We start from the raw sequence: 24,194 nt of genomic DNA on the forward strand, positions 1-24,194 counted from the left end.
GCATGCGGGTTGCTCACGGTTCGGCCCTATGCTCACGGGGTGGGAATCAGAAGGATGCGCATCGGGACCGGGACGTGGATCGTCGCGGCGCTCGTGGTCGTGGCGCTCGTGTGCGTGCTCACGGGGTTCCTGCCGCGCACGGAAGCCGGTGCGCTCGGCGAACGGATCGCGCCCGTGCTGGGGTTCGTCGTCGCGATCACGATCGTCGCCGAGCTCGCCCGCGACGCGGCGGTGTTCGACGTCGTCTCGCAGCGACTCGCCCGCTGGGGCCGAGGGCGGGTGCTGGTGCTGTGGGCGCTGGTGGTCGCGCTCGCCGTGGTGAGCACCGTGTTCCTCTCGCTCGACACCACCGCTGTGATCGTCACCCCGGTCGTCGTCGTGCTGGCGCAGAGCATCGGCGTCTCCCCGTTGCCGTTCGCCCTGGCCACCGTCTGGCTCGCCAACACGGCATCCCTCGCACTGCCGGTCTCGAACCTCACGAACCTGCTCGCCGCCCCCGCGATGGGGGAAGGGCCGGGAGCGTTCATCGCGCTGAGCTGGGCGCCCACGCTCGTGGGGATCCTGGTGCCGGTCGCGATCCTCACCGTCCTGCATCGGCGCACGGTCTTCGGTGCGTACGAGACGCCCGTGCCGCGGCGGCCGGCCGACCCGACGCTGTTCTGGAGCGCCACCGGCATCCTCCTCGTGCTGATGCCGCTGCTCGCGCTCACCCACGACGTGTGGATCCCGGCCACGGTCGCGGCTCTCGCGTTGATCGTGCTGTTCGCCGTCCGTCGACGCCGCGTCCTGCGGCTCTCGCTCGTCCCGTGGCAGGCGATCGCGCTCGCCGCGTCGCTGTTCGTGCTGGTCGAGGCCGCGCACGCGCAGGGGCTGCTCGACTTCCTGACCTCGCCCACGGCGAGCGGCGACTCTCCGGGCGACCTGTTCCGGTTGGCCGCGCTCGGAGCCGTGAGCGCCAATGCGATCAACAACCTCCCGGCGTACCTCGTGCTCGAGCCTGCTGCCGGTGATCCGGTCGCCCTGATGGCGCTGCTGATCGGCGTGAACGTCGGACCGCTCATCACCCCGTGGGCGTCGCTCGCGACCCTGCTCTGGCACAACCGGATCGTCGCGCTGGGCGTGACGATCCGGTGGAGCCGCTTCATGCTGTGGGGCGTGGTGGCCGCCGTCCCGACCGTGCTCGCCGCGGTGCTCGTGCTGACGCTGGTCGCGGGCTAGCCGGTCCGCATCAGTCCGCCGCGAGGGCGTCCAGGAAGGTGCGCGTCTGGGCGGCGAGCTCGGGCGACTGCGTGTGGTGCAGGTAGTGGCCGCCGTCGACGCGGACGACCTCGCCGCGATCCACCGTCGCCGCCTGTGCGTCGTGCAGCTCGAGCCAGCCGGGCACATCGCCGTCGCCCTCCGCGACGAACAGCAGCACGGGCAGGTCTGCGGGGAACGTCGTCCCACTCACCGAGGCGAAGTTCGCGGGCGCGCGGTCCATCTCGTCGAGCAGGGTGGGCGCGGCCGCATTCCGGTTGCTGAGCACCTGCATCCGGTCCTTCGTGTCGTCGTCGTACGGAAGGCCCGCGTAGGCGTCGCCGGCGAGCCCGCTCAGCTGCCGTGTCAGGCCCAGGGCCGACATCGTGCCGATCGTCGAGGTGGGGATCTCGTCGTCCCACCCCGGCTGGTCGGGCACACTGCTGTCGATGCCGATGAAGGCGGTCACCTCGTCACGGTACGCGGCGGTGTAGGTGAGCGCGTAGATGCCGGAGATCGAGTGCCCCATCAGCGTGTAGCGGTCGACGCCGAGCTGCTGCAGCGCTTCGTGTACCTCGCGGGTGATGTTCTCGGCGGTGCGGGGTTCGTCGGTCTGGTCGCTGAGTCCGGTACCGAAGGGCTCCACCGCGACGACCCGGTAGGTGTCCTGCAACTCGGCGATCAGCGGCTGGAAGTCGAGTGCCGGAGCCGCCGTGCCGAGGCCGGGCAGCAGCACGATCGTCTCGTCTCCTTCGCCCGCGACCACGACGTTCATCGCCTTGCCGTCGACCGTCACGGTCTCGCCGTAGGGAGTGAAGGTGGACGCCTCGACCTTCGTCGCGATCACGTTGCCGATCGCGGTGGCCGCGATGGCGAGCACGGGCACCGCCACGATGACTCCGAGGGTGGTGAGGACGACTTTCCAGGGCTTGCGCATGGTGCTCTTTCTCGATCGGCGGATCGGATTCCGCGTCTGGGATCCAGTCCATCCGACCTCGGTCCTGCCGGGAAGTGTCGCGCCGTCACCGGCTGCGGTGACTTGTGTCACGACCCGGTCAGCGGGGAGCCTTGCCGACGCGGCGCATCTCGGCCGCGAGGGCCGCATTGGTCTCGGCGAACTGCGCGGTGATGTGCTCCCGCACCTCGGGCGACTTGTTCTGGCTGAGCTTCGCGCGGGCATCGAAGCGGGTCACGCGCATCCGCAGGCCGACCGTCCCCTTCGCCGCTCGTCGTGTGCCCGCCTCGTCTTCCGACAGGTGGCGGCCGTGCTCCCGGTGATCCTCGAAGTGGTTTGTCAGCCGCGTGAGCATGGCGTAGTTCTCCTCCTCGCTGAGGATCTCGGGGATGCCGTAGAGGTGCGCGGTGACGTGGTTCCAGGTCGGCACCAGGTCGCCGGGCGCGTAGAGGCTCGGCGATACGTAGCCGTGCGGTCCCTGGATGATCACGAGCACCTCATGTTCTCCGAGCTCGTGGAGCTGCTCGTCCGGCCGGCCGAAATGGCTCGCGATCACGATGTCGCCTTCGTCCTCGACCAGCAGCGCGGGGTAGTGCGAGGCGACGAGTCCGGTGCTCGTCGGGGAGACGAACGTCGCCCAGGGGTTGCCGCGGATCAGGCGTTTGACCTCGTCGGGGTCGGTCATCAGGTAGCGGGGTGTGTGACGCATCAGGATTCCTTCGTGCGGGTCGTCGTCCGGCGGGTTGTCCGGTGGCTGGCCAGCCGGGTGCGCACCGCGAGCGCGGCGCACGCGATCACGGCGAGTCCGCCGACCGCGGTGGCCCAGCCGATCGGTTCGTGCAGCAGGAGTGCAGCCCAGGCGATGCTCATCACGGGCTGGACGAGCTGGATCTGGCTCACCTGCGCCATCGGACCGATCGCGAGCCCGCGGTACCAGGCGAAGAAGCCGAGGAACATGCTCACCGCGGCGAGGTACGCGAACGCCAGCCACTGCACGGGTGTCGCTGCGGGAGGCTGCTGGACCGCCGCCCCCACGGTCAGCACGGCCATCAGCGGAGCAGCGACGATCAGCGCCCACGAGATGGTCTGCCAGGAGCCGAGCTCGCGGGCGAGCAGCCCTCCCTCCGCGTATCCGATCGCCGCGGCGACGACGGCTCCGAACAGCAGCAGGTCGGCACCGGTGAGGGAGCCGAGCCCGCCGTTCTGCAGCGCGGCGAAGACGACGGCGGCGACGGCGCCGAGGAGCGCGAACACCCAGAAGGATCGGGCGGGGCGTTCCCCGGTGCGGAGCACGACGGCGACCGCGGTCGCGGCGGGAAGCAGGCCGATCACGACGGCGCCGTGGCTAGCGGGGGTCGTGGTCATCGCGAACGAGGTGAGCAGGGGGAAGCCGGCCACCACTCCGCCGGCGACGATCGCGAGGCGTGCCCATTGCCGTCTGGTCGGTGTCCGCTGGCGGGTCGCGGCCAGGGCGATCCCCGCGAGGAGGGCGGCGATGACCGCGCGGCCGGATCCGATGAAGAGCGGTGTGAGCCCGCCGATCGCGATGCGCGTGAACGGGAGGGTGAAGGAGAAGGCGAGAACTCCCAGGAACCCCCACCACACGCCCGCGCGTGTCGATAGCACTGTCGATCGCGAAGCGATAACGCTACTGTCTACTTTCATGAGTCAGGATAGCAGTGACCGCATCGTCGCCGGCGTGCGTGCGTGGATCGCCTCCGCGTCACCGGGCGCACGGGTGCCGTCGAACCGGGCGCTCACGGCCGAGTACGGCGCGAGCCCGGTGACCGTGCAGAAGGCGATGCAGCGGCTCATCCGACTCGGCCTGGTCGAGTCGCGTCCAGGTGCGGGCACGTTCGTGCGTGCCGTGCCGCGTGCCCGCTCGGTCGACTACGGCTGGCAGACGGCCGCCCTCGGCACGGCGCCCGCGGGCCTCGTCGGCCTGTCATCGACGCAGCGCACCGTCGCCCCCGACGCGATCGGCATGCACTCGGGCTATCCCGCGGTCGACTTGTTGCCGGAGCGGCTCGTGCGGCAGGCACTCGTGCGCGCGGCCCGCTCGGACGCGGCCCTGACCCGTTCGCCCGCTGCGGGTCTTCCGGAGCTGCAGGCGTGGTTCGCGGGGGAGCTCGCATCGGCGACTCCCGTCGGCATCACCCCGGCCTCCGCTCGAGACGCGCTCGTGATCTCGGGCAGCCAGAGCGGCCTGAGCTCGATCTTCCGTGCGGTCGTAGGCGTCGGGCAGCCGCTGCTGATCGAGTCGCCGACGTACTGGGGAGCGCTGCTCGCCGCGGCACAGGCCGGTGTGACGCTGGTGCCGATCCCCTCCGGCGCGCACGGCCCCGATCCCGACGACATCGAGCGGGCGTTCGCGCAGACCGGGGCTCGGGCGTTCTACGCGCAGCCGACGTTCGCGAATCCGACCGGGGCGCAGTGGCCGATCACGACGAGCGAGGCCGTGCTCGAGTCGGTCCGCCGCCACGGAGCCTTCCTGATCGAAGACGACTGGGCGCACGACCTGGGGATCGACGCCGACCCGCGTCCGATCGCCGCGTCCGACGACGACGGCCATGTGGTCTACCTGCGCTCGCTCACCAAGAGCGCCTCGCCCGCCCTGCGCGTCGCCGCCGTGATCGCGCGCGGGCCGGCACGGGACCGTATCCTCGCCGACCGGGCGGCCGAGTCCATGTACGTGAGCGGGCTGCTGCAGGCCGCCGCGCTCGACGTGGTCACCCAGCCCGCGTGGCGCACCCACCTCCGCGGTTTCCGGGAGCACCTGCGTGCGCGGCGCGACCTGCTGATCTCGAGCCTGGCGACGCACGCGCCCTCTGCACACGTCGAGGGTGTTCCGGCGGGTGGCCTCAACCTGTGGGTACGGCTGCCAGACGGGACGGATGTCGTGCAGGTCGTGCGCGAGTGCGAGGTGCGCGGACTCATCATCGCGCCGGGGCCGGAGTGGTTCCCCGCCGAACCGTCCGGTTCCTACGTGCGCCTCAACTACGCCAACGCCGACCCTGCCCGCTTCGCGGAGGCCGCCGGTATCCTGGGCGCCGTGCTCGACGGAGCCTGAGGGCGTTCAGCGCTGTTCCGGCTTCGTGCCGAGGTCGGCCCAGAGCCAGGCGAGATCCACCGAGGTCGTCTGCGGCAGCGAAACGGAGGCAGGGTCGAGGGCCGGGTGGAAGATCGCGTCGTCGAGAGTGCTCATACTCTGTATTGCGCGATCCGCCCCGAAGAGTTCACGCTTCGGGCGCACCGTCCTGCGGCGGACCGGCGGGACGGTGCGCACGCCGACCGCTGACGACCACCGGGCGACCCCCGCGCTCCTGACCGGGCAGCGGACGGGAGCGGCGACCGTAGATGAGCTCCGACGAATCGAGCAGCCACGGCACGAGGGTGATCGACACCCCGTGCACGAGCATGAGCTGGTTGGCGAGGCGGCGGGCGCGGCGGTTGTGCAGGAAAGACTCCCACCAGTGGCCCACGATGTACTGCGGCAGGTACACGGTCACGACGGATGAGCCGTGCTTCTCGCGGTACTGCTTGATGAACTGCGTCACCGGCTGCGCGAACGAGCGATACGGCGACTCGACGATCACGAGCGGGATCGGCACCAGGTGGTCGGCCCAGTCCTTCTGCAGTTGCGCCGCGTCGTCGGAGGCCACGGCCACGTGCACCGCGAGGGTCTTGCCGTGCTTCGCTGCGATCGCGTAGTCGATGGCTTTCACGACGGGCTTCTGCAGACGGTTGACGAGCACGATCGCCAGGTCGCCGGTCGCGCCGAACTTCGTGGTGTCGTCGATCGCGATCTCGTGCTCGACGTCCCGGTAGTACCGCTTCACGCCCAGCATCAGGAAGGCGAGGATCGGGATGGCGAAGAACACCAGGTACGCGCCGTGCGTGAACTTCGTGATCGTCACGATGACGAGCACCAGCACGGTCATCACGGCACCGGTCGAGTTGATGATGAGCCCGACCTTCGCCGAGCGGCGGTCCGCGGCCGAGGCGCCGTCGATCCCCGGGCCGGCCTTCTCCTCCGTCGGCCCGCGCAGCACTCGTCGCCAGTGCCGCACCATGCCGATCTGGCCGAGCGAGAACGACACGAACACTCCGATGATGTACAGCTGGATCAGCGTGGTCAGCTTCGCCTGAAACACCAGGAGCACCACGATGGCGCCGATGCCGAGCAGGATCATGCCGTTCGAGAACACCAGGCGGTCGCCGCGGGTGTTGAGCGACTTGGGCGCGTAGCCGTCACGCGCGAGCACGGCCCCCAGCAGCGGGAAGCCGTTGAACGCGGTGTTCGCCGCGAGCAGGAGCACGCACGCGGTGGCGGCCTGGATGATGAAGAAGGGGATGCTGCCTCCGCCGAACGTCGCGGCGGCGATCTGCGCCATGAGACTCGGCTGCGGGTTCGTGCAGTCGAAGCCGACCAGGTCGCACGGGTTCTCGGCGTAGTGCACACCCGTGATCAGGGCGAGCGCGGTGAGACCGGCGAACAGGCACGCGGCGATGCTCCCCATCAGCACGAGGGTCGACTGGGCGTTGCGGATCTTCGGTGCGCGGAAGGCGGGCACCCCGTTCGAGACGGCCTCGACACCGGTGAGGGCCGAGCATCCGCTCGAGAACGCGCGCAGGATCAGCAGGATCACGGCCGCCTGGCCGAGGCTCTCCGCCTGCACGCTGAAATCGTGACTCGAGGCCACAGGTGCGTCGCCGAGGAAGGTGCGGATGAGGCCGGTGACGATCATGATGCCGACCGACCCGATGAACACGTATGTCGGGATCGCGAAGACCAGAGAGGCCTCGCGCACGCCGCGCAGGTTCACCACGATGATGAGGATCACGAAGCCGACGGCGAGCTCGACGCGGAACGGGTCGAGGCCCGGCACCGCCGAGATGATGTTGTCGACACCGGAGGCGACCGACACCGCGACGGTCAGCACGTAGTCGACCAGGAGGGCCGCGGCCACGATCACCCCGGGGATCTCGCCGAGATTCTTCGACGCGACCTCGTAGTCACCGCCTCCCGACGGGTAGGCCTTGATGAGCTGGCGGTAGCTGAGCACGACCACGACCAGCAGCACCACGACGGCGCCCGCGACGAGCGGCGTGAACGACAGGAAGGTGAGCCCGCCGATCAGCAGGATCATCACGAGCTCCTGCGGGGCGTATGCCACCGAGCTGAGGGCGTCGGACGCGAAGATGGGCAGAGCCATCCGCTTAGGGAGCAGCTGGTCGTCGACCTGCTGGCTCGTCAGCGGTTCGCCGATGAGGATGCGTTTGGCGCGTGGCGGTGCCTCCGCGCCCTCCCTGTTTTCGTCTGACACGTCCGGCGACACTACGCCTCCCGATGACATCCTCACGCGATCCTCACGGAATCCCTACGGTGGGATGGCGCGGTCCTCACGGAATCCTTACGCGCAAAGCTACACTGGCACGCGGTGGAAGATCAGGTGCTGCTCGGATTCATCGCGATCGCGATAGGGGTGGCTTTCGGCATCCTCCTGTTCGTGCCCTTCGTGGCGGTCAGCTACCGTCGGCGGGGGCGTCTCGGTCTGGGTCGCACGGTGCTGTGGCTCGCGGCGCTGATCTACTTCTGGGCGATCTGGACGTACACCCTGCTTCCGTTGCCCGACCCCGACACCATCCGCTGCGTCGGCGCGATCACCGATCCGATGTCGGTCGTGCGCGATGTGCAGAAGGCCTTCGCGGCGCCGGGGAATCCCCTGCGGCAGCCGGCTCTGCTGCAGCTTGTGTTCAACGTGCTGCTTTTCGTGCCGCTCGGGTTCTTCGTCCGCGTTCTCGCGGGGCGCGGCGTGGTGACCGCGCTCGCCGCCGGGTTCGGGCTGTCGCTGCTGGTCGAGACGACGCAGCTGACCGGTGTGTGGGGTGTCTACCCGTGCGCCTACCGCTTCTTCGACGTCGGCGACCTGATGACGAACACCCTCGGCGCGGTGGTCGGCTGCACGCTGGCGCTCGTCGTGCCGCGGACGCTTCGTGGCGCGAAGGCGAGCCCTGACGCCGACCTCCCGCGCCCGGTGACCCGCGGTCGTCGTGCCCTCGCCATGCTGTGCGACGCCCTCGCCTACGGATTCCTGAGCACGGGCATCGGCGTGACCGTGCAGGTGTGGCTGGAGTATGTCGTGCGCGACAGGGCGGCTGTGCTCGACGGGTCGATCGCCTCCACCGCAGGAGCCGTCGTCCCCGCCGGCCTGTTCCTGGTGCTGATCCTGGCGACCGGACGCTCGGTCGGCGACTTCGCCGTGCAGTTGCGCTACGCGGGCTCGCGGCTGCCCGCCCCGCTCGCCCGCCTGCTGCGCTGGGCCGGGGGCATCGGCGGCCTGAGCGCGCTCGCCCTGGGCGGCAACCTGTTCGACCTCGCCAGCTCGATCCTGATCCTCGTCGCGGTCGTGATGCTGTTCACCACCCGTCTCGGTCGAGGACTGCCGGGAGTCGTGTCCGGGCAGCAGCTCACCGACGCGAGGGCGTCGGCGCGAGTGGTGGATGGTTCCTCTCCTCCGCGCGATGCGTGACGGCGGAACCTGCTGACCGGTGGTCAGCCCTCTGCGTGGGGGCGCGGCATGTACCACTCGGTGAACTCGGTCGCACGCCCGTCGGGTGCGAGCCGGATGATCCAGAGGTTGAGGTAGTCGCGCTCGGCCGGGTACCGGGTGCGGCCCTGGACGACCACGAAGTCGCCGGTCTCGTGGAGGATCTCCCACTCGAAGGTCCAGGTGCCCGGGTCGTCGCTGTCTTCGAGCCATCCGGACACGATCGCCTCGCGCCCGGTCCGAGGCTGCGAGTCGGGGCTCGTGAGGTAGCGCGCATCGTCGGTGAAGAGCGCCCCTATCCGTTCCGGATCGTTCGACCTCCACGCCTCGATGTAGGCCCTGGTCCAGTTCTCGCCTGCTGTCGTCATGTGCTCCGTTCTAGGCCGTGGTCGAGGCCGCGTCAACCCGTTCGAGAACCGTGAGGACATCGGGCATCCACAGCGGTTTCCGATCACGAAGCCGTAACGTCGGTGACATGACGACCGTTCACGTCACCGAGGACACGATCAACCAGGCCCGCGAGCTGCGCGACGAGCTGCAGCGGTTCCTGCGCGAGTACGAGTTCGGGATGCGCGAGGTCGAGACGAAGATCTCGATCCTGCGAGACGAGTTCACGCACGACCACGCCTACAACCCCATCGAGCACGTGAAGAGCCGTCTGAAGTCGCCGGACAGCATCGTCGAGAAGCTTGCGAGGAAGGGCATCGACGAGCCCGACTTCGACCGTATCCGTGCCGACATCACAGACATCGCCGGCGTGCGCGTGACCTGCAGCTTCGTCGCCGACGTGTACCGTCTGTTCGACCTGCTCACCGCACAGGACGACGTCACCGTGCGCACGGTCAAGGACTACATCGCCCACCCCAAGGCCAACGGCTACAAGAGTCTGCACGCGATCATCGAGGTGCCCGTCTTCCTGTCGACCGGTGCGCTCTCGGTGCCGGTCGAGGTGCAGTTCCGCACGATAGCCATGGACTTCTGGGCGAGCCTCGAGCACAAGATCTATTACAAGTTCTCCAACCAGGTGCCCTCGCACCTCGTGGACAGTCTGTCGGATGCAGCGGAGGCGGCGTCGGAGCTCGACAGCCGGATGGAGCGCCTGCACCGTGAGGCGCACGGGGTGCCGCAGCGCCAGCTCGCGCCCCCGCCTCCTCCGGCTCCGAGGTCCACCCCGGACGCACCCTCCAGCCCCCGCGTCGTCGGAGTCTGACCGGGGCGCGCCCGTGCGCGACGCTGTTGCGCCCACGGGGCGGTCCTGGCACCATCGGCAGGTGGTGAGAACGCAGGAATCCGTGTCCGTCGTCGCTGATCGAGCCGTCGTCGGTGATCGGGCCGTCGACGAGCGACCCGACGTCGACGACCTGCCCGGCATCGACGACCTCCCCGGCATCGACCGTGGGTCGCAGCGATGCGAGTGCGACCACGGCGACGACGACGGCTACCAGCCGTGCGGACGCAAGGCCAAGTGGCGCGTCACCGTGGACTGCGTGTGTGGCGAGGGTCACCCGCGTCGCGTCGAGATCCTGTGCTCGAGGTGCATGCGCACGCTGCGACAGTTCCAGGGACGCGAGGCCATCACCGTGCGCCGCCTCTGACCCGCGGGCACCGACTCCTGATCGGTCACATCCGATCTCGCCGTCGCTCCGAACAAGCGGGGAGCACATCGGAGACGGTGGAACAGGAGACGATCATGGCGCAGCGCCGCAGTGGCAAGAGGTTCCTCGTCTGGGCGGCCCTCGCCGGGGTGATCGGCGGAGGGGTCTTCCTCGCGACGGCCGAGCTGTTCGCTCTTCTCTTCGCGCGTGCGGCCAGCCCGATCCTCGCCGTCGGCGGGTTCGTGATCGACATCGTGCCGCAGCCGTTCAAGGAGTTCGCGATCGCCACCTTCGGCGAGTACGACAAGATCGCGCTGCTGGCTGGGCTCGGGCTCGCTGTGCTCATCGCCTCGGCGATCGCCGGCATCCTGCAGTTCGTGCGCCCGCCGCTCGGCGTGATCGCTCTCGTCGTCGCCGGTGTTCTCTCCACCGCCGCCATCGTGACCAGGGCGGCCGTGTCGCCCCTGGCCTTCCTGCCTCCGGTACTCGGAACCGTCGCCGGGTCGATCATCCTCGTGCTCCTCAGCCGCCGTCTGCGCGGGTGGAGGGACGCCCGCACCGCCGTCGCGGAAGCCGGCCGAACCGCCGGGGCGGAAGCCGGCAGCACCGCCGGGGCGCAAGGCGCCGGCACCGCCGGGGCGCAAGGCGCCGGTGCCCATGACTCCGGCGCGGTAATCGCCGAGCCGGAGGACGGCGGTGTCGGGCCGGCGGATGTCGAGCCCGCTCGGCCCGGCATCGACCGACGCCGATTCTTCGTCCTCGCCGCGCTCGCCGGAGCATCTGCACTGGTCGTGGGGATCACGGCACGGACGGTGAGCATGGCCGTGTCGTCGGTCGAGGCGATCCGCAGCGCGCTCAAGCTCCCCGCCCCGAAGACCACGGTCACGGTGCCGCAGGGTGCCGAGCTCGACATTCCCGGCCTCAGCAAGCTCTTCACCCCGAACAAGGACTTCTACCGCGTCGACACCGCGCTCACCGTCCCCTCCATCGACCCCGACACCTGGCGGCTCGTGATCGACGGCATGGTCGATCAGCGGGTGGAGATGAGCTTCCAGGACCTCCTCGACATGGGGCTCGACGAGTATGCGATCACGCTCACCTGTGTGTCGAACGAGGTCGGTGGCGAGCTCGTCGGCAATGCGAAGTGGCTCGGTGTGCCGTTGCGCGATGTGCTGAAGAAGGCCGGCGTGAAGTCCGGTGCCGACATGGTGCTCTCGCGCAGCGTCGACGGCTATACCGCGAGCACCCCGCTCTCGGCACTCACCGATCCCGACCTCGATGCGATCCTGGCGGTCGGCATGAACGGAGAGCCACTGCCCCTCGAGCACGGCTTCCCGGTGCGGATGGTGGTGCCGGGGCTCTACGGCTACGTGTCGGCGACCAAGTGGCTCACCGAGCTGAAGGTCACGACCTTCGCCAAGGACGAGGCGTATTGGACGCCCCGCGGGTACAGTGCCGAGGCCCCGATCAAGTTCGCCTCGCGCGTCGACACCCCCAAGATCGGTGAGGCGGTCGCGGCGGGGAAGATCCCGATCGCCGGTGTCGCCTGGGCTCAGTCGGTCGGGATCGAACGCGTCGAGGTCAGCATCGACAACGGTGACTGGATGCCGGCGACGCTGTCGGCTCCGATCAACGACGACACGTGGGTGCAGTGGTTCATGGAGTGGGATGCCACCCCCGGAACGCACTACGTCGCCGTGCGCGCGGTCAACAAGAACGGCGATCTGCAGATCGAGGAACGCGCCCCGATCGCTCCGAACGGCTCTTCGGGGTGGCAGCGTTCGCTCATCCGGGTCAACTGAGGCCGGTGCACAGCCGACCTCGCGGGCCTAGGGTGGGAGCCATGGGCCCGCTCCCCGCACTCGTGATCACGGTCTCCGACCGATCCTTCTCGGGAGAGCGTGAGGATCGGGGAGGCCCGATCGCCGTGGGGATGCTGCGTGACGCGGGATGGCACTGCCCCGACGCCGAGATCGTGGCGGACGGGGTCGATTCGGTGGCGGATGCCCTGCGCAGAGCCGTCGCCCGCGGCATCCGCCTGGTCGTGACCACCGGCGGGACCGGTGTCGGGCCGCGCGACCTGACGCCGGAGGGCACTCGGCGCGTGATCACCAGGGAGATCCCGGGGATCGCCGAGGAGCTGCGTCGCAGCGGACTCGCCGACACCCCGCTCTCGGTTCTCTCTCGTGGGCTCGCAGGCATCGTCGACCCCGCGGGCATGCTCGTGGTGAACCTTCCCGGATCCACGCGAGCCGTGGCCTCCGGCGTACCCGTGGTGCTCGGCGTCGCCGGGCACATCCTGGACCAGGTGGAGGGCGGAGACCACTCATGAACGACGTACGAATCGCTGCGGTGACGGAGGAGCGCCTCGACCTCGACACGCATCTCGCCGCGGTCGAAGACCCTCGACTCGGCGCGGTGACCACCTTCGTCGGTCGGGTGCGCGACAACGACCCGGATGCCGAGACACCCGTGGTCGGGTTGGAGTACAGCGCCCATCCCGACGCCGAAGCCGCGCTGCGAAGGATCGCCGCCGAAGCGGGGGCCGGATCGGATGCCCCTGCCGTGGTGGCGGTGAGTCATCGTATCGGGCGGCTCGATGTGGGCGATGCGGCTGTGGTGATCGCGGTCGCCTCCGAACACCGCGCCGAGGCCTTCGAGGTGTGCCGGGCGGTCATCGAGGCGATCAAGAGCGACCTCCCCGTGTGGAAGCGTCAGCTCGAGGTCGACGGGACGTCGTCGTGGAAGGGCATCGGCGGCTGACCAGCTCCGGCACCGCCGCCCCGCGACGTGCCACCTGCATGAGCTTTTGCCGTCTGCACGAGGAGACGCCGACCATAGATCATGCATGTGTTCCCCGGTCATGCATGTGACCAGCGGATGCGGCAGGTGTGCGGTCAGCCGCCGGCGAAGGGCGGGAGAACGTCGATGAGCTCGGCGTCGTCGAGGGCGAGGTCGTCGTCGCTGCGCACACCATCGACCATGACGGCGCAGCGCGGAAGGATGTCGGTCAGCGCCGGATGCTCGGCGACCACGGCGGCGCGCAACGCGACGAGTGTCGTCTCGGCGCGCTCCTCGGAGTCGACACCGGCAGCCTCCGCGGCCGCGGCGAAGTAGCGCACCCGAGTCATCGGGCGTCTCCGTCGGCGTGGGTCTGTCCGGGGTCTGCTTCGCCGGGACGCACCCAGTCGCCGGAACGTCCACCCGACTTCGCCACGATCCGCACATCCTCGATCACCACGGAGCGGTCCATGCCCTTGATCATGTCGACCACGGCGAGAGCGGTGACCGACACGGCGGTGAGCGCCTCCATCTCCACCCCGGTGCGATCGGCGGTGCCCACCGTGGCCTCGATGCGCACGCCGTCGTCGACGATCTCGAGGTCGACGCTCGCCCGGTGCACCCCGATCACGTGTGCCAGCGGCAGCAGCGCAGGGGTGGACTTGGCCGCCTGGATGCCCGCGATGCGCGCCACGGCGAGCACGTCGCCCTTCGGCATCGTCCCGTCGCGCAGAGCGGCGATCACATCAGTGCTGCAGCGCACGAAGCCGCGGGCGGTTGCGGTGCGGACCGTCGGCTGCTTCGCGGTCACGTCGACCATGTGCGCGCGACCGGCCGCGTCGAGGTGAGGGAAACTCATCCGACCAGCATGACATCGATCACGTCGCCGACGGCGACCGTCTCGACCTCGGCCGGCACGATCGCGAACGCGTGCGCGCGAGCGAGGCCTCCGGCGAGGTGGGACCCCGACCCGCCGGCGGTCGCCGGACGCACGGTGCGCGCGGCGAGGTCGACGACGGCGGGAAGATACTGGCGGCGGCCAGGGGGAGGCGTCCACGATGCATCCGCGGTGAACGGCGCACGCGGGCGGTGGATGTCGCTCCGTCCCTGCATCGCGAGCAGCGCGGGTCGCACGAACACCTCGAACGACACGGCGACGCTGACGGGGTTTCCCGGCAGGCCGAACACCAGGCACCCGCTCTCGAGCACTCCGAAGGCCTGGGGCTTGCCCGGCTGCATGGCGACCGCACTGAACTCGACCTGTCCGCCGCCGTCGAAAGCCCCGCGCACGGGCTCGTAGGCGCCTGCACTCACCCCGCCGGTGAAGACGATCGCGTCCGCGCCGAGGCTCACGGCTTCGGCGGTGACGGCTCCGACGGCCTCGGGCTCGTCAGGAACGCGGGCGACCAGCACGACGTCGGCGTCGGTGTCGGCGACCAGCTGCTCGAGCAGAGGGCCGTTCGAGTCCGGGATGCGCCCGCGCGCCGGTGCGTCTCCCGGTCCGAGCAGTTCGCTTCCGGTCGACACCACGACCACGCGAGGCGCACGGGTGACCGAGACCGCATCGACACCGGCGGCGACCGCGGCGGCGAGCTGATAGGCGCCGAGGCGTTCCCCCGCGTGCACGACATCGTCGCCTGCGTGCAGGTCGGCGCCGCGTCGGCGCACGAACACGCCGGGCCTGGCGGGGGCACGCAGCACCGTCACCTCCCCGAGGGAGTCGGCGAGGCCACCGGTCGTGTCCTCGAAGGGCACGATCACGTCGGCGTCGGTGGGCAGGGGAGAACCGGTCATGATGCGGGCGGCTTCGCCAGGGCCGAGTGCTGGGTCGAGGGCGACGCCGGCGGGGAGGTCGGCGACCACGCGCAGCGTCACCGGGTTCTGCTCGGAGGCCGATGCGACGTCCGCACCGCGCACCGCGAACCCGTCCATCGCGGAGTTGTCGAACAGGGGTATGTCGTGGGCGGCGGCCGCAGGTGCTGCGAGCGTGCGACCCGCGGCATCCGCCACCGGGACCGTGGCCTGCTCGACGATTCGAACCGCGTCGAGCACGCGGGAGAGCTGCTCCTCGACCGTGCGGCGGCCGGTCATGCGCGTGCTCCCGTCATCGTGACCGGGGAGGTTGTCGTGACCGTGGAGGTGACCGTGGATGCCGGGCGGATCGTGATCTCGTGCTGGCGGGAGGTCAGCGCATCGATCATCGCGAGCCTCCCGAGCAGCGGTTCACCGGCGCCGGTGACGAGCTTGATCACCTCGCCGGCCAGCATCCCGCCCACCTGCACGCACAGTGCCCCGAGCACCCCGACCTGGGCGCAGCTGGGTGGCTCGCCCTCGGTGCCCAGCGGGAAGAGGTCCGCGAGCACCACCGGTTCTCCCTCCGGCGGCGCAGACCAGAAGACCGTGACCTGCGCGTGCCACTCCTGTACGGCACCCCACACGAGCGGGAGCCCGAGCGCCTCGGCCGCCGCGGCCACATCCCGGCGGGTCGCGAACGAGTCGCTCGTGTCCACCACGAGATCTGCGCCCGCGAGGAGCTGCTCGGCGTTGGCGCTGTCGAGGCGTTCGGAGACCGCGTTCACGAGGGTATGCGGGGCGAGGTCGGTGATCGCACGCGCGGCGGATGTGACCTTCGCGATGCCGATGTCCTCCACCCGGTGGGCGAGCTGGCGCTGCAGGTTGGTGAGCTCCACCACGTCGTCGTCGATCACGGTGAGCGTGCCGACTCCCGCGGCGGCGAGGGCGAGCAGCACGGGGGAACCGAGCCCGCCCGCACCGACGACGGTGACACGAGCCGCGTTCAGGCGGCGCTGGCCTTCTTCGCCGATGCCGGCGAGGACCGCATGCCGCGCGGTGCGGACGAGCTCTTCCGGCGCCAGCGCGGCAGATGGGGCGACGAGGGGCTGCATGTGTTCAGCGTATGCCCGGTCCGCCGACTGTGTCTTCAGCTGCTGACGAGCTGGGACACTCGCCCGCGTGAGACGCCGAGGATCGCCGCCGAATCGGTGACGGAGAACCCTGCTTCCCGAAGATGCCGCACCACGCGACGCGACTCCGACGCGGCTGCGGCGGAGGCTGCGATCGCGTTTTCCGTCGCGAGACGAGCCGCGGCGACCTCATCACCGAGAGGGCCGATGTCGGGAACCACGGTGATGTTCCACGCGCTGTGGTCGACGCCGGGTTCTTCGGTGTCGAGGTAATCCCGGATCTGCTGCTCGGCCTTATCGAGCGTGGAGGTCTGTGTGGCGGCTTCTCCGTCGAGCCAGAGCTCCCAGCCGTGTTCCCACTTGCGAGCAGTGGCGGTGATGTCCATGATCAATCCTCTGTCGATGCTTCGATCGTCTTCAGCGCCTTGCGGACGAGTCCGGGGAGATATCTCGAGTCCGAGTGATCGAGACCCTGTGGTGAGCCTTCGTCCACACCTCCTGATCGCCCTTTCCCTGTCGCGAGACGAAACCGGCGGCCCGGAGCAGAGCGGTGCGGGCGGCATATCTCATCGGCTTGACCATGAGCATAATTTATGCCCCCTAGACAGTCAACGTTGAGTCCCCCTAGACGCCATCATGGCGATGGTGGAGAACCGAGGTTTATGGCCGCAGGTGCAGAGTGTCTTCAGCCCGTATCCGTCATCGCGCCGAGCTCGGAGGGATGCGTCAGCCGCCACCACTCCGTCGGCTGGTCGATGCTGCCCGAGAGGGTGACCGCAGCGGTGACGGTGTTCGGGCCGGCGGTCCAGGTGACGGTTCCCACCTCCGTGCCGTCGCGATAGGTCGGCGGGGTCTTGATGTCCATGGTCACGACGATCGGCGTATCCGACCAGGTGAAGATGGTCACGTCGTCGTCGATGAGCAGCTGGGCGGTGTCTCCCCAGGGTGTCGTGATCGTGCCGACCTCCTGCCCGGCCGACGCGACCGGCACCTGGTGGAATCCGGCGCGGATGCTGTCGAGCACGGAGAGCACACCGGCGTTGACCGACTCGCGCGACGCTCCTCCGAGTACGACGCCGGTCACCGCGAGCGGGTCGGCCGTGCCGACGGAGAGACTCGCCGTGTAGAGCAGGCTGTACGTGCCCTCGCCCAACGTGCCCGTCTTCAATCCCGTGATCCCCGTCGTCCCGAGGAGGCCGTTGGTGTTGTGGAGCAGGCCGGCTCCGGGAAGCGTGATCGATGGAGTCGCCACGATCTGCGCGATGACAGGGTTGGCCGCGGCGAGCTTGCCGATCGTGAGGAGATCGGTGGGCGTGCTCGTGTTGCGGGGGCTGATGCCCGTGGGCTCGGTGATCGTCGTGCCGGTCAGTCCGTGGGCGGCGAGCCAGTTTCGCGCGGCGCCGAGGAACGCGGTCTGCGATCCGAAGATCCGGGAGGACAGTGCGTCGGCGTAGTTGCTGGCCGAGGGGATGAGCATGGCGGACAGGGCGTCGCGCAGCGACATCGAGGTGCCGGTGGGCATGGGGGCGATCGTCGCCCCCAGCACGTAGTACCGGTCGTAGAGGTCGTGATCGGCCTTGCTGAAGGTGATGGTGGGACCCGGGTCGTCGGCGGAGGCGAGCGGGGAGGCGTCGAGGATGACCAGGGCGGTGATGAGCTTGGTGATGCTTGCGATGGGCAGGGGCTCGCCCGTCCCGCTCGACGACCAGACGCCGTTCGCCGTTTCGCCGAGATAGGTGTCCGCACCCGCGACGCTGAGCGCCGAGGCGTCTGCCGGGGGTGTGGTGATCGATGCCGGAGCGGCTGCCGGGACCTGCGGCATCTGTGTCGACACCGCCGGCGGGCTCACGGGAGCGGTGAGCGCCCACCCGACGTAGCCGCCCGCTGCGGCAAGCACCAGCACGACGACGATGGCGGTGGCGATGAGGCCTCGGCGCCGTCGTCGTCTGCGTACCTCCGGGGGGATCAGATCAGGGGTGGAGAACTCCTGTTCGCGGGCCATCAGCTCCGCGAAGTCGGACAGCCCGTCCTGTGGTTGATTCGGCGCCGTCATCGAGAGCCATCATGGCGGAGAACCCGGCCGCGCGGTATCGGCCATTCGGGGGACACGACGGAGTTTCGCAGAATCGGAACTATCAACCGGATTTCTCCGCGCGTGCGGTAGATTCCTGTCATGCAGACCTATCGGATCGCTCGAGCCGCGCAACTGCTCGGGGTCAGCGACGACACCGTCCGCCGCTGGATCGAGCAGGGGCTGCTGCCGGTCACCGACGCGGTGCCGGCCGAGATCCCCGGTGATGCGGTCGCGGCACGAGCCGTGGCGCTCGCGGAGGAGGCGAAGGACGCCGGTGATGTGCTCTCCAGCGCCCGCAATCGCTTCCTCGGCATCGTGACGCGCGTGCAGATCGACGGGCTGATGGCGCAGGTCGACATCCAGTCCGGGCCGCATCGCGTCGTTTCGCTCATGTCCGCTGAGGCCGCCCGTGACCTGCAGCTCGAGGTGGGCTCACTCGCCACCGCATCCGTCAAGGCGACGCAGGTCGTCGTCGAGGTCCCGAAAGACTGACATGAACCGCACGCTCCGCCGCTCCACCGTCCTCGTCCTCGCCGCCGCCGTGTTCGCCCTGGGCGGCTGTGCGAGTACGGCAGGGAGCACGCCGTCGCCATCGGCCACCACCGAGCAGAGCAGCCTGAACGGAGACCTCACGGTCTACGCCGCGGCATCGCTCAGCGGCGCCTTCGACGCCATCGGCGAGGCGTTCGTCGCCGAGAATCCGGAGGTGCGGTTCAGCCCGGTGTACGACGGCTCGTCCACGCTGGTCACGCAGATCCTCGAAGGCGCACCAGCCGATGTGTTCGCCTCAGCCGACGAGGCGAACATGGACAAGGCCGCCGATGTCGCCGTCGATCCCACGCTGTTCGCCTCCAACACCCTCGTCATCGCGGTACCTTCCGGGAACCCGGGCGGAGTCGAGACGCTCGCCGATCTGGCCGACGTGACCACCGTGCTGTGCGCACCGGAGGTGCCGTGCGGTGCCGCTTCCGCGAAGCTGCTCGCCGCCGCGGATGTGACGGTCGATGCGTCCAGCCTCGAGCAGAACGTGACGGCGGTGCTCACGAAGGTCGCCGCATCCGAGGCCGATGCCGGACTCGTGTACGCCACCGACGTGATCGGGCGTTCCGATGTCGAGGCAGTCGTGCCCGATGGTGCGGACGAGGTCGTCAACAGGTACCCGATCGCCGCGCTCTCGGACGCACCGAACGCCGAGGCGGCCGATGCGTTCGTGGCGTTCGTGCTGTCGGACGCCGGACAGAAGATCCTGGCGGACTTCGGCTTCGGAGCCCCATGAGCGCAGCAGGGGGTCGAGGGTACGCTCCGCGGGCGCTCGCCATCCCCGCCGCGATCGGTCTGGCCTTCCTGATCCTGCCGCTGATCGCTCTTGTCGCTCGGGTGCAGTGGTCGACGTTCCTGGCCGATGTGACGTCTCAGACAGCACTCTCAGCTCTCCTCCTCTCGCTCGGCACCGGCCTCGTCGCCACACTGCTCTGCATCGTCGTGGGCGTTCCGCTCGCGCTGTACATCGCCCGTTCCGGGCCCCGGCTCGCCGCGGTGCTCCGCGCTGTCGTCACGGTGCCGCTGGTGCTGCCGCCGATGGTGGGCGGCGTCGCGCTGCTGTATCTGTTCGGACGTGCGGGGTGGCTCGGCGGGCTCGGCCTCTCCTTCAGCACGCCGGCCGTTGTGCTGGCGCAGACCTTCGTCGCGCTGCCCTTCCTGGTCCTGGCCGTCGAGGGCGCCGTGCGCACGTCGGGAGTGGACCACGAGCGCACGGCTGCAGCGCTCGGGGCCGGGCGGTGGACGATCCTGCGCCGCATCACCCTGCCGCTCGCGGCGCCGGGGATCGTGGCAGGCGTCGTGCTGTGCTTCGCGCGGGCGATCGGCGAGTTCGGCGCGACGGCGCTGTTCGCGGGCAACCGCCCGGGAGTCACTCAGACGATGCCGCTCGCGATCTACACCGCGTTCAACGGCGCGGGAGTCTCGCAGGGCACGGCGGTCGCGCTCGCCCTGCTGCTGCTCGCGACCGCCATCGTCGTGCTGCTGCTCGTGCGCGGCTGGCGACCGGGGGCCGCGCGATGACGGGCGCGGAGGGCCGGGCCGAGTCGTCGGGGCTGCGCGCACACATCGTTGTCGATCGCGAGCACTTCGCCGTCGACGTCGCACTGCAGGTCGCGGTGGGGGAGACCATGGCCATCATGGGCCCCAGTGGTGCGGGCAAATCGACGCTGCTGCAGGCTCTCGCGGGCCTCGAACCGTTGACCGCCGGAGAGATCGAGGTCGATGGCCGTATCGTCGACCGCGTCGCTTCACCACGGGTGCGGACGCCGCCGATGAACCGCGGCGTGGTGCTGCTCGGCCAGGATGCGCGTCTGTTCCCGCACCTGTCCGTCCGGGAGAACGTCGCCTTCGGGCCTCGTGCTGCCGGGAGGGATGCCCGTGCGGCGCGAGACTCTGCCGATGAGTGGCTCGCACGCGTCGGGCTCGCCGGGTCCGGGGACCGGCTGCCGCGTGAGCTCTCGGGTGGCGAAGGGCAGCGCGTCGCCGTCGCCCGGGCGCTCGCCGCTTCTCCGCGCGCGGTGCTGCTCGACGAACCGCTGGTGGCGCTCGATCCGGTGACGGCGGGCGAGATCCGACAGATGCTGCGCGACCAGCTCGCCGGGATCACCACGATCGCGGTCACCCACGATGCCGCCGATGCGGTCGCGTTGGCCGAGCGTCTCCTGGTCATCGAGTCGGGGCGGGTCACGCAGAGCGGACCGGTCCGCGACGTGCTGTCGGCACCCGCGTCGGGCTTCGTCGCATCGCTCGCAGGCGTCAACCGCGTGGTCGGCGTCGCGAGTGGGGGCACGTGGCGGGGCGGTGAGGTGCGGCTGACCAGCGCGGATCCCGCTTCGCGCGCGCTCGCCGAGGACGATGGAACGCCGCTGGTCGCCGTGTTCCGCCCCGAGCACGTGCGGTTGGTCGAAGACTCGGACGGCGGTGGATGGATCGCCGAGGTCGACCGGCTCGAACCCACGGTCACCGGCGTCCGGCTGCAGACCGGGTCGTGCGTCGTCGACCTCTCTCTTTCCGATGCCGCCGGACTGCTCGTCGGCGATACCGTCCAGCTGCGGATCGAGCCCGAGCATGTGCGGTTCGTCCCCCTGCGCTGAGCCGTCGCCCCGGACGGTCGTGGACGGAACGCTGGCAATGTGCCGGTCGTCGCCGCCGAGCCGACCCCGCGCGGTGCTCCGGGGGTTAGTCTCGGAACATGACGGGGAACGGGGGAGCACCGTGACGGCCGTGCCGGTGGTTATCGGCATGCGCGCGCCGCGCACCGAGCCCGCATCTCATGCCGCCGGCCTCTCGGGAGGTCTCGTCGACACGCATGGCCGTGTGCATCGCGATCTGCGCATCTCCCTCACCGATCGCTGTTCGCTGCGCTGCACGTACTGCATGCCTGAGCAGGGCAACGAGTGGCTCGCTCGCACGAGCATCCTCTCCACCGACGAGATCGTCGAGGTGGCGGAGGTCGCCGCAGCACTCGGCATCCGCACCTTCCGCCTCACCGGCGGCGAACCGCTGCTGCGCACCGACATCGTCGACGTCGTGCGGCGCATCGCGCGCATCGAGGGGGAGGAGGGCCCTGTCGAGGTGGCGATGACCACCAACGGCATCAGCCTCGCCCAGAAGCTCCCGGCTCTGATCGATGCCGGGCTCACGCGCCTCAACATCAGCATCGACACGGTCGACCGCCAGCGCTTCGCCGACCTCACCCGCCGCGACCGCCTCGACGACGTGTTCGCGGGTATCGAGGCGGCTGCGGCTTCGTCTCTACGTCCCCTCAAGCTGAACGCGGTCGCGATGCGCGGCGTGAACGACGACGAGCTGGTCGATCTCGTGGAGTTCGCGATGGGCGTCGGCGCTCAGCTTCGATTCATCGAGCAGATGCCGCTGGACGCCGGGCACACCTGGGACCGCGCCTCGATGGTCACGCGCGAAGAGATCCTCGCGTCGCTGGGGGAGCGCTGGCAGCTCGACCCGGTCGAGGGTCGCGGTGGCGCTCCCGCCGAGAAGTGGCGGATCGACGGCGGGCCGCACGAGGTCGGCGTGATCGCCTCGGTCACCGCTCCGTTCTGTGGCGCCTGCGATCGTCTGCGGCTGACCGCCGACGGACAGCTGCGCAACTGCCTGTTCTCGCTCGCCGAGTACGACCTGACCGGGCTGCTGCGCGGGGAATCGGCCTCCGCGCCGGGGGAGCGTGCAGACGAGATCGCCGCGCTGCTGCGTTCGTGCGTGCACGGCAAGCTGCCCGGGCACGCGATCGACGACCCTTCGTTCCTGCAGCCCGCGCGCGGTATGAACGCGATCGGCGGCTGAGCGGGGCTGTGCGCACGACTGACGCACGCTCGGCTGTGCTGACGCAGCTCTGGGACGAGATCGAGAGCCTTCGTCCGGACGATCGGATCTTGGTGGCCCTCGACGGCTTCGATGGTGCGGGGAAAACGCACCTCTCCCGCGAACTCTCGGAGCAGGCCGGACAGAGCGCAGGCCGGCCGGTCGTCTGCGTCAGCATCGATGGATTCCACCGCCCGAAAGCCGACCGTGTCGCGTCGGGTGCGGGGCCGGAGGGCTTCTACTCCAGCTCCTACCGATACGACGCCTTCTCCGCGTGTGTCGTCGACTCTCTGCGCGTGAGTGGCTCGGTCACCCCGGGCGTCTGGGACGTCGGTCGGGACGAACCCGTCGCCCCGGTACCGATCGCCGTTCCTCCGACGGGGGTCGTCCTCGTCGACGGCATCTTCCTCCAGCGCCCGGAACTCGACGGCGTGTGGGATGCCACGGTCTGGGTCCATGCGCCGTTCGAGGTCAGTGTCCCCCGCGGCAACGCTCGATTCCCGGGGAATCACGATCCTGATCCGGAGGCTCCGTCCAACCGGAGGTACGTCGGCGGCCAGCGCCTGTACCTCGCGGAAGCCCGGCCACAGGAGCGGCCCACGTGGGTCTGGGACAACACGGTCCTCGACCGGCCTACGTTGCGTCGGAATCGGGAGTGAACGTATGTGGGAAACGATCCGGCCGGGGACCGACGGATACCGGCTGACGATCCGGGCGACACGGGTCTCCATGATCCAGCTCGTCGTGATCATCGTCGGCTGCGTCGTGGTGGGAGGAGCCGGCGCCGCGGCGGCGTTGATCGCGATCTCGCTGGAGACCGATGTCATGTTCGGCCGATCCGGTGTCGTCCTGGTCGCCGGCGGCCTGGGGATCGTCATCGTGCTCGCCCTGCTGTGGATCTTCGCCTGGCGGAGGAAGCGCTACGTCATCGAGTGGGATGACGAGGGGATGCGAATCGTCGGAGCCGGGTCGGAGCGATCGTTCCCCTGGACGTCGATCTCTCGAGTACTGATCCGCCTCGACACCGACTACGCCCGCGTCGAGGTGAGGGACATCGACGGCAGGTCTGTGACGCTCCTGGCCGGGTTCGGCTCTCAAGACACCAAGAAGAACCACGCGATCGATCCGATTCCGGCGGCGATCGCGGCACTCCTGCGACGTCACCTACTCAGGGAGACGCCGTCCGGCCGAAAGGCCCCTGGCCTGCACATCTTCCTGCGGGATCATGCTGCGACGGCATGAGTCGCGCATCTAGAAAGCAGTAAGTTCTTTTCGTATACACAAATCCAGGATTTTCGTATACGCTAATAGCATGAGTGAGCACCTGTTGAATGGCAGGCCTGTGGCCGACGAGCAGATCCAGGCGTGGGCAGATGAGGCTGAGGCAGGTTACGACGTGTCGAAACTCCCCAAGCCGCGTCGTGGTCGTCCGACCGTAGGTGATGGGCCAGGGGTGGTGATCCCGGTGAGGCTCGACGCATCCACCATTGCTGCCCTGACGGCGCGTGCTGAGGCTGAGGGCATCGCCACGCGCTCTGACGCGATTCGCGCCGCCGTGCGCGAATGGGCGCACGTTGCCTGAACTTCACGGGTCAGCTCGCAAGCACTACCGACGGGACCAACTCGACGATGCTGACGTGCGCTACGCCGCAGCGCACGTCCTGCACTCACGGCCTCTAGATGACGACGAGGACCCGCGTAGGTGGCTCATGATCGGGA

General features: G+C 69.6%; 28 protein-coding genes. 16 read left to right on the plus strand and 12 right to left on the minus strand.

What is annotated here, in order from left to right:
* Positions 1-54 precede the first annotated feature (54 nt).
* Entirely contained in the window at positions 55-1,218 is a 1,164-nt protein-coding gene (locus AB4070_RS17645; protein ID WP_441981394.1) for an SLC13 family permease, read from the plus strand.
* Positions 1,219-1,228: 10 nt separating this feature from the next.
* Here the strand turns inward: AB4070_RS17645 and AB4070_RS17650 are convergent, their stop codons facing one another.
* The 3 genes from AB4070_RS17650 to AB4070_RS17660 all read right to left on the minus strand — a co-directional run bounded on the left by AB4070_RS17650 (position 1,229) and on the right by AB4070_RS17660 (position 3,856).
* The gene (locus tag AB4070_RS17650) at positions 1,229-2,173 is read right to left on the minus strand and encodes an alpha/beta fold hydrolase (protein ID WP_441981245.1); all 945 of its coding nucleotides are present in this window, start codon (positions 2,171-2,173) and stop codon (positions 1,229-1,231) included.
* Between the two features lie 118 nt (positions 2,174-2,291).
* On the minus strand, positions 2,292-2,900 hold the full coding sequence (locus AB4070_RS17655) for an FMN-binding negative transcriptional regulator (protein ID WP_441981246.1): 609 nt from the start codon (positions 2,898-2,900) through the stop codon (positions 2,292-2,294).
* Positions 2,900-3,856, minus strand: a complete 957-nt coding sequence (locus AB4070_RS17660; RefSeq protein ID WP_441981247.1) for a DMT family transporter — start codon at positions 3,854-3,856, stop codon at positions 2,900-2,902. Before AB4070_RS17660 ends, AB4070_RS17655 begins: the two co-directional genes overlap by 1 nt.
* Between AB4070_RS17660 and AB4070_RS17665 the strand changes: the two genes are divergently transcribed.
* Entirely contained in the window at positions 3,855-5,261 is a 1,407-nt protein-coding gene (locus AB4070_RS17665; protein ID WP_441981248.1) for an aminotransferase-like domain-containing protein, read from the plus strand. The genes AB4070_RS17660 and AB4070_RS17665 overlap by 2 nt on opposite strands.
* A 6-nt stretch (positions 5,262-5,267) precedes the next feature.
* Here AB4070_RS17665 and AB4070_RS17670 read toward each other — a convergent pair whose 3' ends face one another.
* Complete coding sequence (locus AB4070_RS17670; protein ID WP_441981249.1) at positions 5,268-5,396, minus strand: hypothetical protein; 129 nt, start codon at positions 5,394-5,396, stop codon at positions 5,268-5,270.
* Between the two features lie 31 nt (positions 5,397-5,427).
* The gene (locus AB4070_RS17675; protein WP_441981250.1) at positions 5,428-7,548 is read right to left on the minus strand and encodes an APC family permease; all 2,121 of its coding nucleotides are present in this window, start codon (positions 7,546-7,548) and stop codon (positions 5,428-5,430) included.
* 84 nt (positions 7,549-7,632) lie between these two features.
* Here AB4070_RS17675 and AB4070_RS17680 point away from each other — a divergent pair, with 84 nt between their 5' ends.
* Complete coding sequence (locus tag AB4070_RS17680; RefSeq protein ID WP_441981251.1) at positions 7,633-8,724, plus strand: VanZ family protein; 1,092 nt, start codon at positions 7,633-7,635, stop codon at positions 8,722-8,724.
* A 23-nt stretch (positions 8,725-8,747) separates the two neighbouring features.
* Here AB4070_RS17680 and AB4070_RS17685 read toward each other — a convergent pair whose 3' ends face one another.
* Positions 8,748-9,110: a nuclear transport factor 2 family protein gene (locus tag AB4070_RS17685; RefSeq protein WP_441981252.1), complete on the minus strand. Its 363-nt coding sequence runs from the start codon at positions 9,108-9,110 to the stop codon at positions 8,748-8,750.
* A gap of 107 nt (positions 9,111-9,217) precedes the next feature.
* On the opposite strand from AB4070_RS17685, the gene AB4070_RS17690 reads away from it, so the two are divergent.
* The 5 genes from AB4070_RS17690 to AB4070_RS17710 all read left to right on the plus strand — a co-directional run bounded on the left by AB4070_RS17690 (position 9,218) and on the right by AB4070_RS17710 (position 13,100).
* Positions 9,218-9,952: a GTP pyrophosphokinase gene (locus tag AB4070_RS17690; protein ID WP_441981253.1), complete on the plus strand. Its 735-nt coding sequence runs from the start codon at positions 9,218-9,220 to the stop codon at positions 9,950-9,952.
* Between the two features lie 61 nt (positions 9,953-10,013).
* The gene (locus AB4070_RS17695) at positions 10,014-10,337 is read left to right on the plus strand and encodes a hypothetical protein (protein ID WP_441981254.1); all 324 of its coding nucleotides are present in this window, start codon (positions 10,014-10,016) and stop codon (positions 10,335-10,337) included.
* 95 nt (positions 10,338-10,432) lie between these two features.
* Positions 10,433-12,139, plus strand: coding sequence for a molybdopterin-dependent oxidoreductase (locus tag AB4070_RS17700; protein WP_441981255.1), 1,707 nt, complete (start codon positions 10,433-10,435; stop codon positions 12,137-12,139).
* A gap of 41 nt (positions 12,140-12,180) precedes the next feature.
* Entirely contained in the window at positions 12,181-12,669 is a 489-nt protein-coding gene (locus tag AB4070_RS17705) for a MogA/MoaB family molybdenum cofactor biosynthesis protein (protein WP_441981256.1), read from the plus strand.
* Positions 12,666-13,100 carry a molybdenum cofactor biosynthesis protein MoaE gene (locus AB4070_RS17710; protein ID WP_441981257.1) on the plus strand — a complete coding sequence of 145 codons (435 nt, stop codon included), beginning with the start codon at positions 12,666-12,668 and terminating at the stop codon, positions 13,098-13,100. Before AB4070_RS17705 ends, AB4070_RS17710 begins: the two co-directional genes overlap by 4 nt.
* Positions 13,101-13,234: 134 nt before the next feature.
* Here AB4070_RS17710 and AB4070_RS17715 read toward each other — a convergent pair whose 3' ends face one another.
* From AB4070_RS17715 to AB4070_RS17740, 6 genes are all read right to left on the minus strand, one after another.
* Positions 13,235-13,468, minus strand: a complete 234-nt coding sequence (locus AB4070_RS17715; protein WP_441981258.1) for a MoaD/ThiS family protein — start codon at positions 13,466-13,468, stop codon at positions 13,235-13,237.
* Positions 13,465-13,977: a cyclic pyranopterin monophosphate synthase MoaC gene (gene moaC / locus AB4070_RS17720; protein ID WP_441981259.1), complete on the minus strand. Its 513-nt coding sequence runs from the start codon at positions 13,975-13,977 to the stop codon at positions 13,465-13,467. The genes AB4070_RS17715 and moaC overlap by 4 nt, the downstream gene beginning before the upstream one ends.
* The gene (locus tag AB4070_RS17725) at positions 13,974-15,209 is read right to left on the minus strand and encodes a molybdopterin molybdotransferase MoeA (RefSeq protein WP_441981260.1); all 1,236 of its coding nucleotides are present in this window, start codon (positions 15,207-15,209) and stop codon (positions 13,974-13,976) included. Before AB4070_RS17725 ends, moaC begins: the two co-directional genes overlap by 4 nt.
* The gene (locus AB4070_RS17730; protein ID WP_441981261.1) at positions 15,206-16,024 is read right to left on the minus strand and encodes a HesA/MoeB/ThiF family protein; all 819 of its coding nucleotides are present in this window, start codon (positions 16,022-16,024) and stop codon (positions 15,206-15,208) included. Before AB4070_RS17730 ends, AB4070_RS17725 begins: the two co-directional genes overlap by 4 nt.
* 35 nt (positions 16,025-16,059) lie before the next feature.
* Positions 16,060-16,428, minus strand: a complete 369-nt coding sequence (locus AB4070_RS17735) for an antitoxin HicB (protein WP_441981262.1) — start codon at positions 16,426-16,428, stop codon at positions 16,060-16,062.
* A 299-nt stretch (positions 16,429-16,727) separates the two neighbouring features.
* Positions 16,728-18,095, minus strand: coding sequence for a D-alanyl-D-alanine carboxypeptidase family protein (locus AB4070_RS17740; RefSeq protein ID WP_441981263.1), 1,368 nt, complete (start codon positions 18,093-18,095; stop codon positions 16,728-16,730).
* 120 nt (positions 18,096-18,215) lie between these two features.
* Between AB4070_RS17740 and AB4070_RS17745 the strand changes: the two genes are divergently transcribed.
* The 8 genes from AB4070_RS17745 to AB4070_RS17780 all read left to right on the plus strand — a co-directional run bounded on the left by AB4070_RS17745 (position 18,216) and on the right by AB4070_RS17780 (position 24,057).
* A complete protein-coding gene (locus AB4070_RS17745; protein WP_441981264.1) occupies positions 18,216-18,608 on the plus strand; it encodes a TOBE domain-containing protein in 393 nt (130 codons plus the stop codon).
* A gap of 1 nt (position 18,609) precedes the next feature.
* Positions 18,610-19,392, plus strand: a complete 783-nt coding sequence (gene modA, locus AB4070_RS17750; protein WP_441981265.1) for a molybdate ABC transporter substrate-binding protein — start codon at positions 18,610-18,612, stop codon at positions 19,390-19,392.
* Complete coding sequence (gene modB, locus AB4070_RS17755; RefSeq protein ID WP_441981266.1) at positions 19,389-20,177, plus strand: molybdate ABC transporter permease subunit; 789 nt, start codon at positions 19,389-19,391, stop codon at positions 20,175-20,177. The genes modA and modB overlap by 4 nt, the downstream gene beginning before the upstream one ends.
* Positions 20,174-21,250 (plus strand): ABC transporter ATP-binding protein, encoded by a 1,077-nt coding sequence (locus AB4070_RS17760; RefSeq protein ID WP_441981267.1) that lies wholly within the window; start codon positions 20,174-20,176, stop codon positions 21,248-21,250. Before modB ends, AB4070_RS17760 begins: the two co-directional genes overlap by 4 nt.
* 121 nt (positions 21,251-21,371) lie before the next feature.
* Entirely contained in the window at positions 21,372-22,457 is a 1,086-nt protein-coding gene (gene moaA / locus AB4070_RS17765; RefSeq protein WP_441981268.1) for a GTP 3',8-cyclase MoaA, read from the plus strand.
* An 8-nt stretch (positions 22,458-22,465) separates the two neighbouring features.
* The gene (locus AB4070_RS17770; protein ID WP_441981269.1) at positions 22,466-23,134 is read left to right on the plus strand and encodes a uridine kinase; all 669 of its coding nucleotides are present in this window, start codon (positions 22,466-22,468) and stop codon (positions 23,132-23,134) included.
* A gap of 4 nt (positions 23,135-23,138) precedes the next feature.
* Complete coding sequence (locus AB4070_RS17775; RefSeq protein WP_441981270.1) at positions 23,139-23,717, plus strand: hypothetical protein; 579 nt, start codon at positions 23,139-23,141, stop codon at positions 23,715-23,717.
* 70 nt (positions 23,718-23,787) lie between these two features.
* Positions 23,788-24,057, plus strand: coding sequence for a ribbon-helix-helix domain-containing protein (locus AB4070_RS17780; RefSeq protein WP_441981271.1), 270 nt, complete (start codon positions 23,788-23,790; stop codon positions 24,055-24,057).
* Positions 24,058-24,194 lie beyond the last annotated feature (137 nt).

The sequence above is a fragment of the Microbacterium sp. 2RAF4 genome (assembly GCF_052115285.1).
GTDB lineage: Bacteria > Actinomycetota > Actinomycetes > Actinomycetales > Microbacteriaceae > Microbacterium > Microbacterium oxydans.

What these genes read in the sequence shown, in the direction of transcription:
- AB4070_RS17645 (WP_441981394.1), top strand. Translation starts at nt 55, where the DNA reads ATGCGCATCGGGACCGGGACGTGGATCGTCGCGGCGCTCGTGGTCGTG.
- AB4070_RS17650 (WP_441981245.1), bottom strand. Translation starts at nt 2,173, where the DNA reads ATGCGCAAGCCCTGGAAAGTCGTCCTCACCACCCTCGGAGTCATCGTG.
- AB4070_RS17655 (WP_441981246.1), bottom strand. Translation starts at nt 2,900, where the DNA reads ATGCGTCACACACCCCGCTACCTGATGACCGACCCCGACGAGGTCAAA.
- AB4070_RS17665 (WP_441981248.1), top strand. Translation starts at nt 3,855, where the DNA reads ATGAGTCAGGATAGCAGTGACCGCATCGTCGCCGGCGTGCGTGCGTGG.
- AB4070_RS17660 (WP_441981247.1), bottom strand. Translation starts at nt 3,856, where the DNA reads ATGAAAGTAGACAGTAGCGTTATCGCTTCGCGATCGACAGTGCTATCG.
- AB4070_RS17670 (WP_441981249.1), bottom strand. Translation starts at nt 5,396, where the DNA reads ATGAGCACTCTCGACGACGCGATCTTCCACCCGGCCCTCGACCCTGCC.
- AB4070_RS17675 (WP_441981250.1), bottom strand. Translation starts at nt 7,548, where the DNA reads ATGTCATCGGGAGGCGTAGTGTCGCCGGACGTGTCAGACGAAAACAGG.
- AB4070_RS17685 (WP_441981252.1), bottom strand. Translation starts at nt 9,110, where the DNA reads ATGACGACAGCAGGCGAGAACTGGACCAGGGCCTACATCGAGGCGTGG.
- AB4070_RS17690 (WP_441981253.1), top strand. Translation starts at nt 9,218, where the DNA reads ATGACGACCGTTCACGTCACCGAGGACACGATCAACCAGGCCCGCGAG.
- AB4070_RS17700 (WP_441981255.1), top strand. Translation starts at nt 10,433, where the DNA reads ATGGCGCAGCGCCGCAGTGGCAAGAGGTTCCTCGTCTGGGCGGCCCTC.
- AB4070_RS17705 (WP_441981256.1), top strand. Translation starts at nt 12,181, where the DNA reads ATGGGCCCGCTCCCCGCACTCGTGATCACGGTCTCCGACCGATCCTTC.
- AB4070_RS17710 (WP_441981257.1), top strand. Translation starts at nt 12,666, where the DNA reads ATGAACGACGTACGAATCGCTGCGGTGACGGAGGAGCGCCTCGACCTC.
- AB4070_RS17715 (WP_441981258.1), bottom strand. Translation starts at nt 13,468, where the DNA reads ATGACTCGGGTGCGCTACTTCGCCGCGGCCGCGGAGGCTGCCGGTGTC.
- moaC (WP_441981259.1), bottom strand. Translation starts at nt 13,977, where the DNA reads ATGAGTTTCCCTCACCTCGACGCGGCCGGTCGCGCGCACATGGTCGAC.
- AB4070_RS17725 (WP_441981260.1), bottom strand. Translation starts at nt 15,209, where the DNA reads ATGACCGGCCGCCGCACGGTCGAGGAGCAGCTCTCCCGCGTGCTCGAC.
- AB4070_RS17730 (WP_441981261.1), bottom strand. Translation starts at nt 16,024, where the DNA reads ATGCAGCCCCTCGTCGCCCCATCTGCCGCGCTGGCGCCGGAAGAGCTC.
- AB4070_RS17735 (WP_441981262.1), bottom strand. Translation starts at nt 16,428, where the DNA reads ATGGACATCACCGCCACTGCTCGCAAGTGGGAACACGGCTGGGAGCTC.
- AB4070_RS17740 (WP_441981263.1), bottom strand. Translation starts at nt 18,095, where the DNA reads ATGACGGCGCCGAATCAACCACAGGACGGGCTGTCCGACTTCGCGGAG.
- AB4070_RS17745 (WP_441981264.1), top strand. Translation starts at nt 18,216, where the DNA reads ATGCAGACCTATCGGATCGCTCGAGCCGCGCAACTGCTCGGGGTCAGC.
- modA (WP_441981265.1), top strand. Translation starts at nt 18,610, where the DNA reads ATGAACCGCACGCTCCGCCGCTCCACCGTCCTCGTCCTCGCCGCCGCC.
- modB (WP_441981266.1), top strand. Translation starts at nt 19,389, where the DNA reads ATGAGCGCAGCAGGGGGTCGAGGGTACGCTCCGCGGGCGCTCGCCATC.
- AB4070_RS17760 (WP_441981267.1), top strand. Translation starts at nt 20,174, where the DNA reads ATGACGGGCGCGGAGGGCCGGGCCGAGTCGTCGGGGCTGCGCGCACAC.
- AB4070_RS17775 (WP_441981270.1), top strand. Translation starts at nt 23,139, where the DNA reads ATGTGGGAAACGATCCGGCCGGGGACCGACGGATACCGGCTGACGATC.
- AB4070_RS17780 (WP_441981271.1), top strand. Translation starts at nt 23,788, where the DNA reads ATGAGTGAGCACCTGTTGAATGGCAGGCCTGTGGCCGACGAGCAGATC.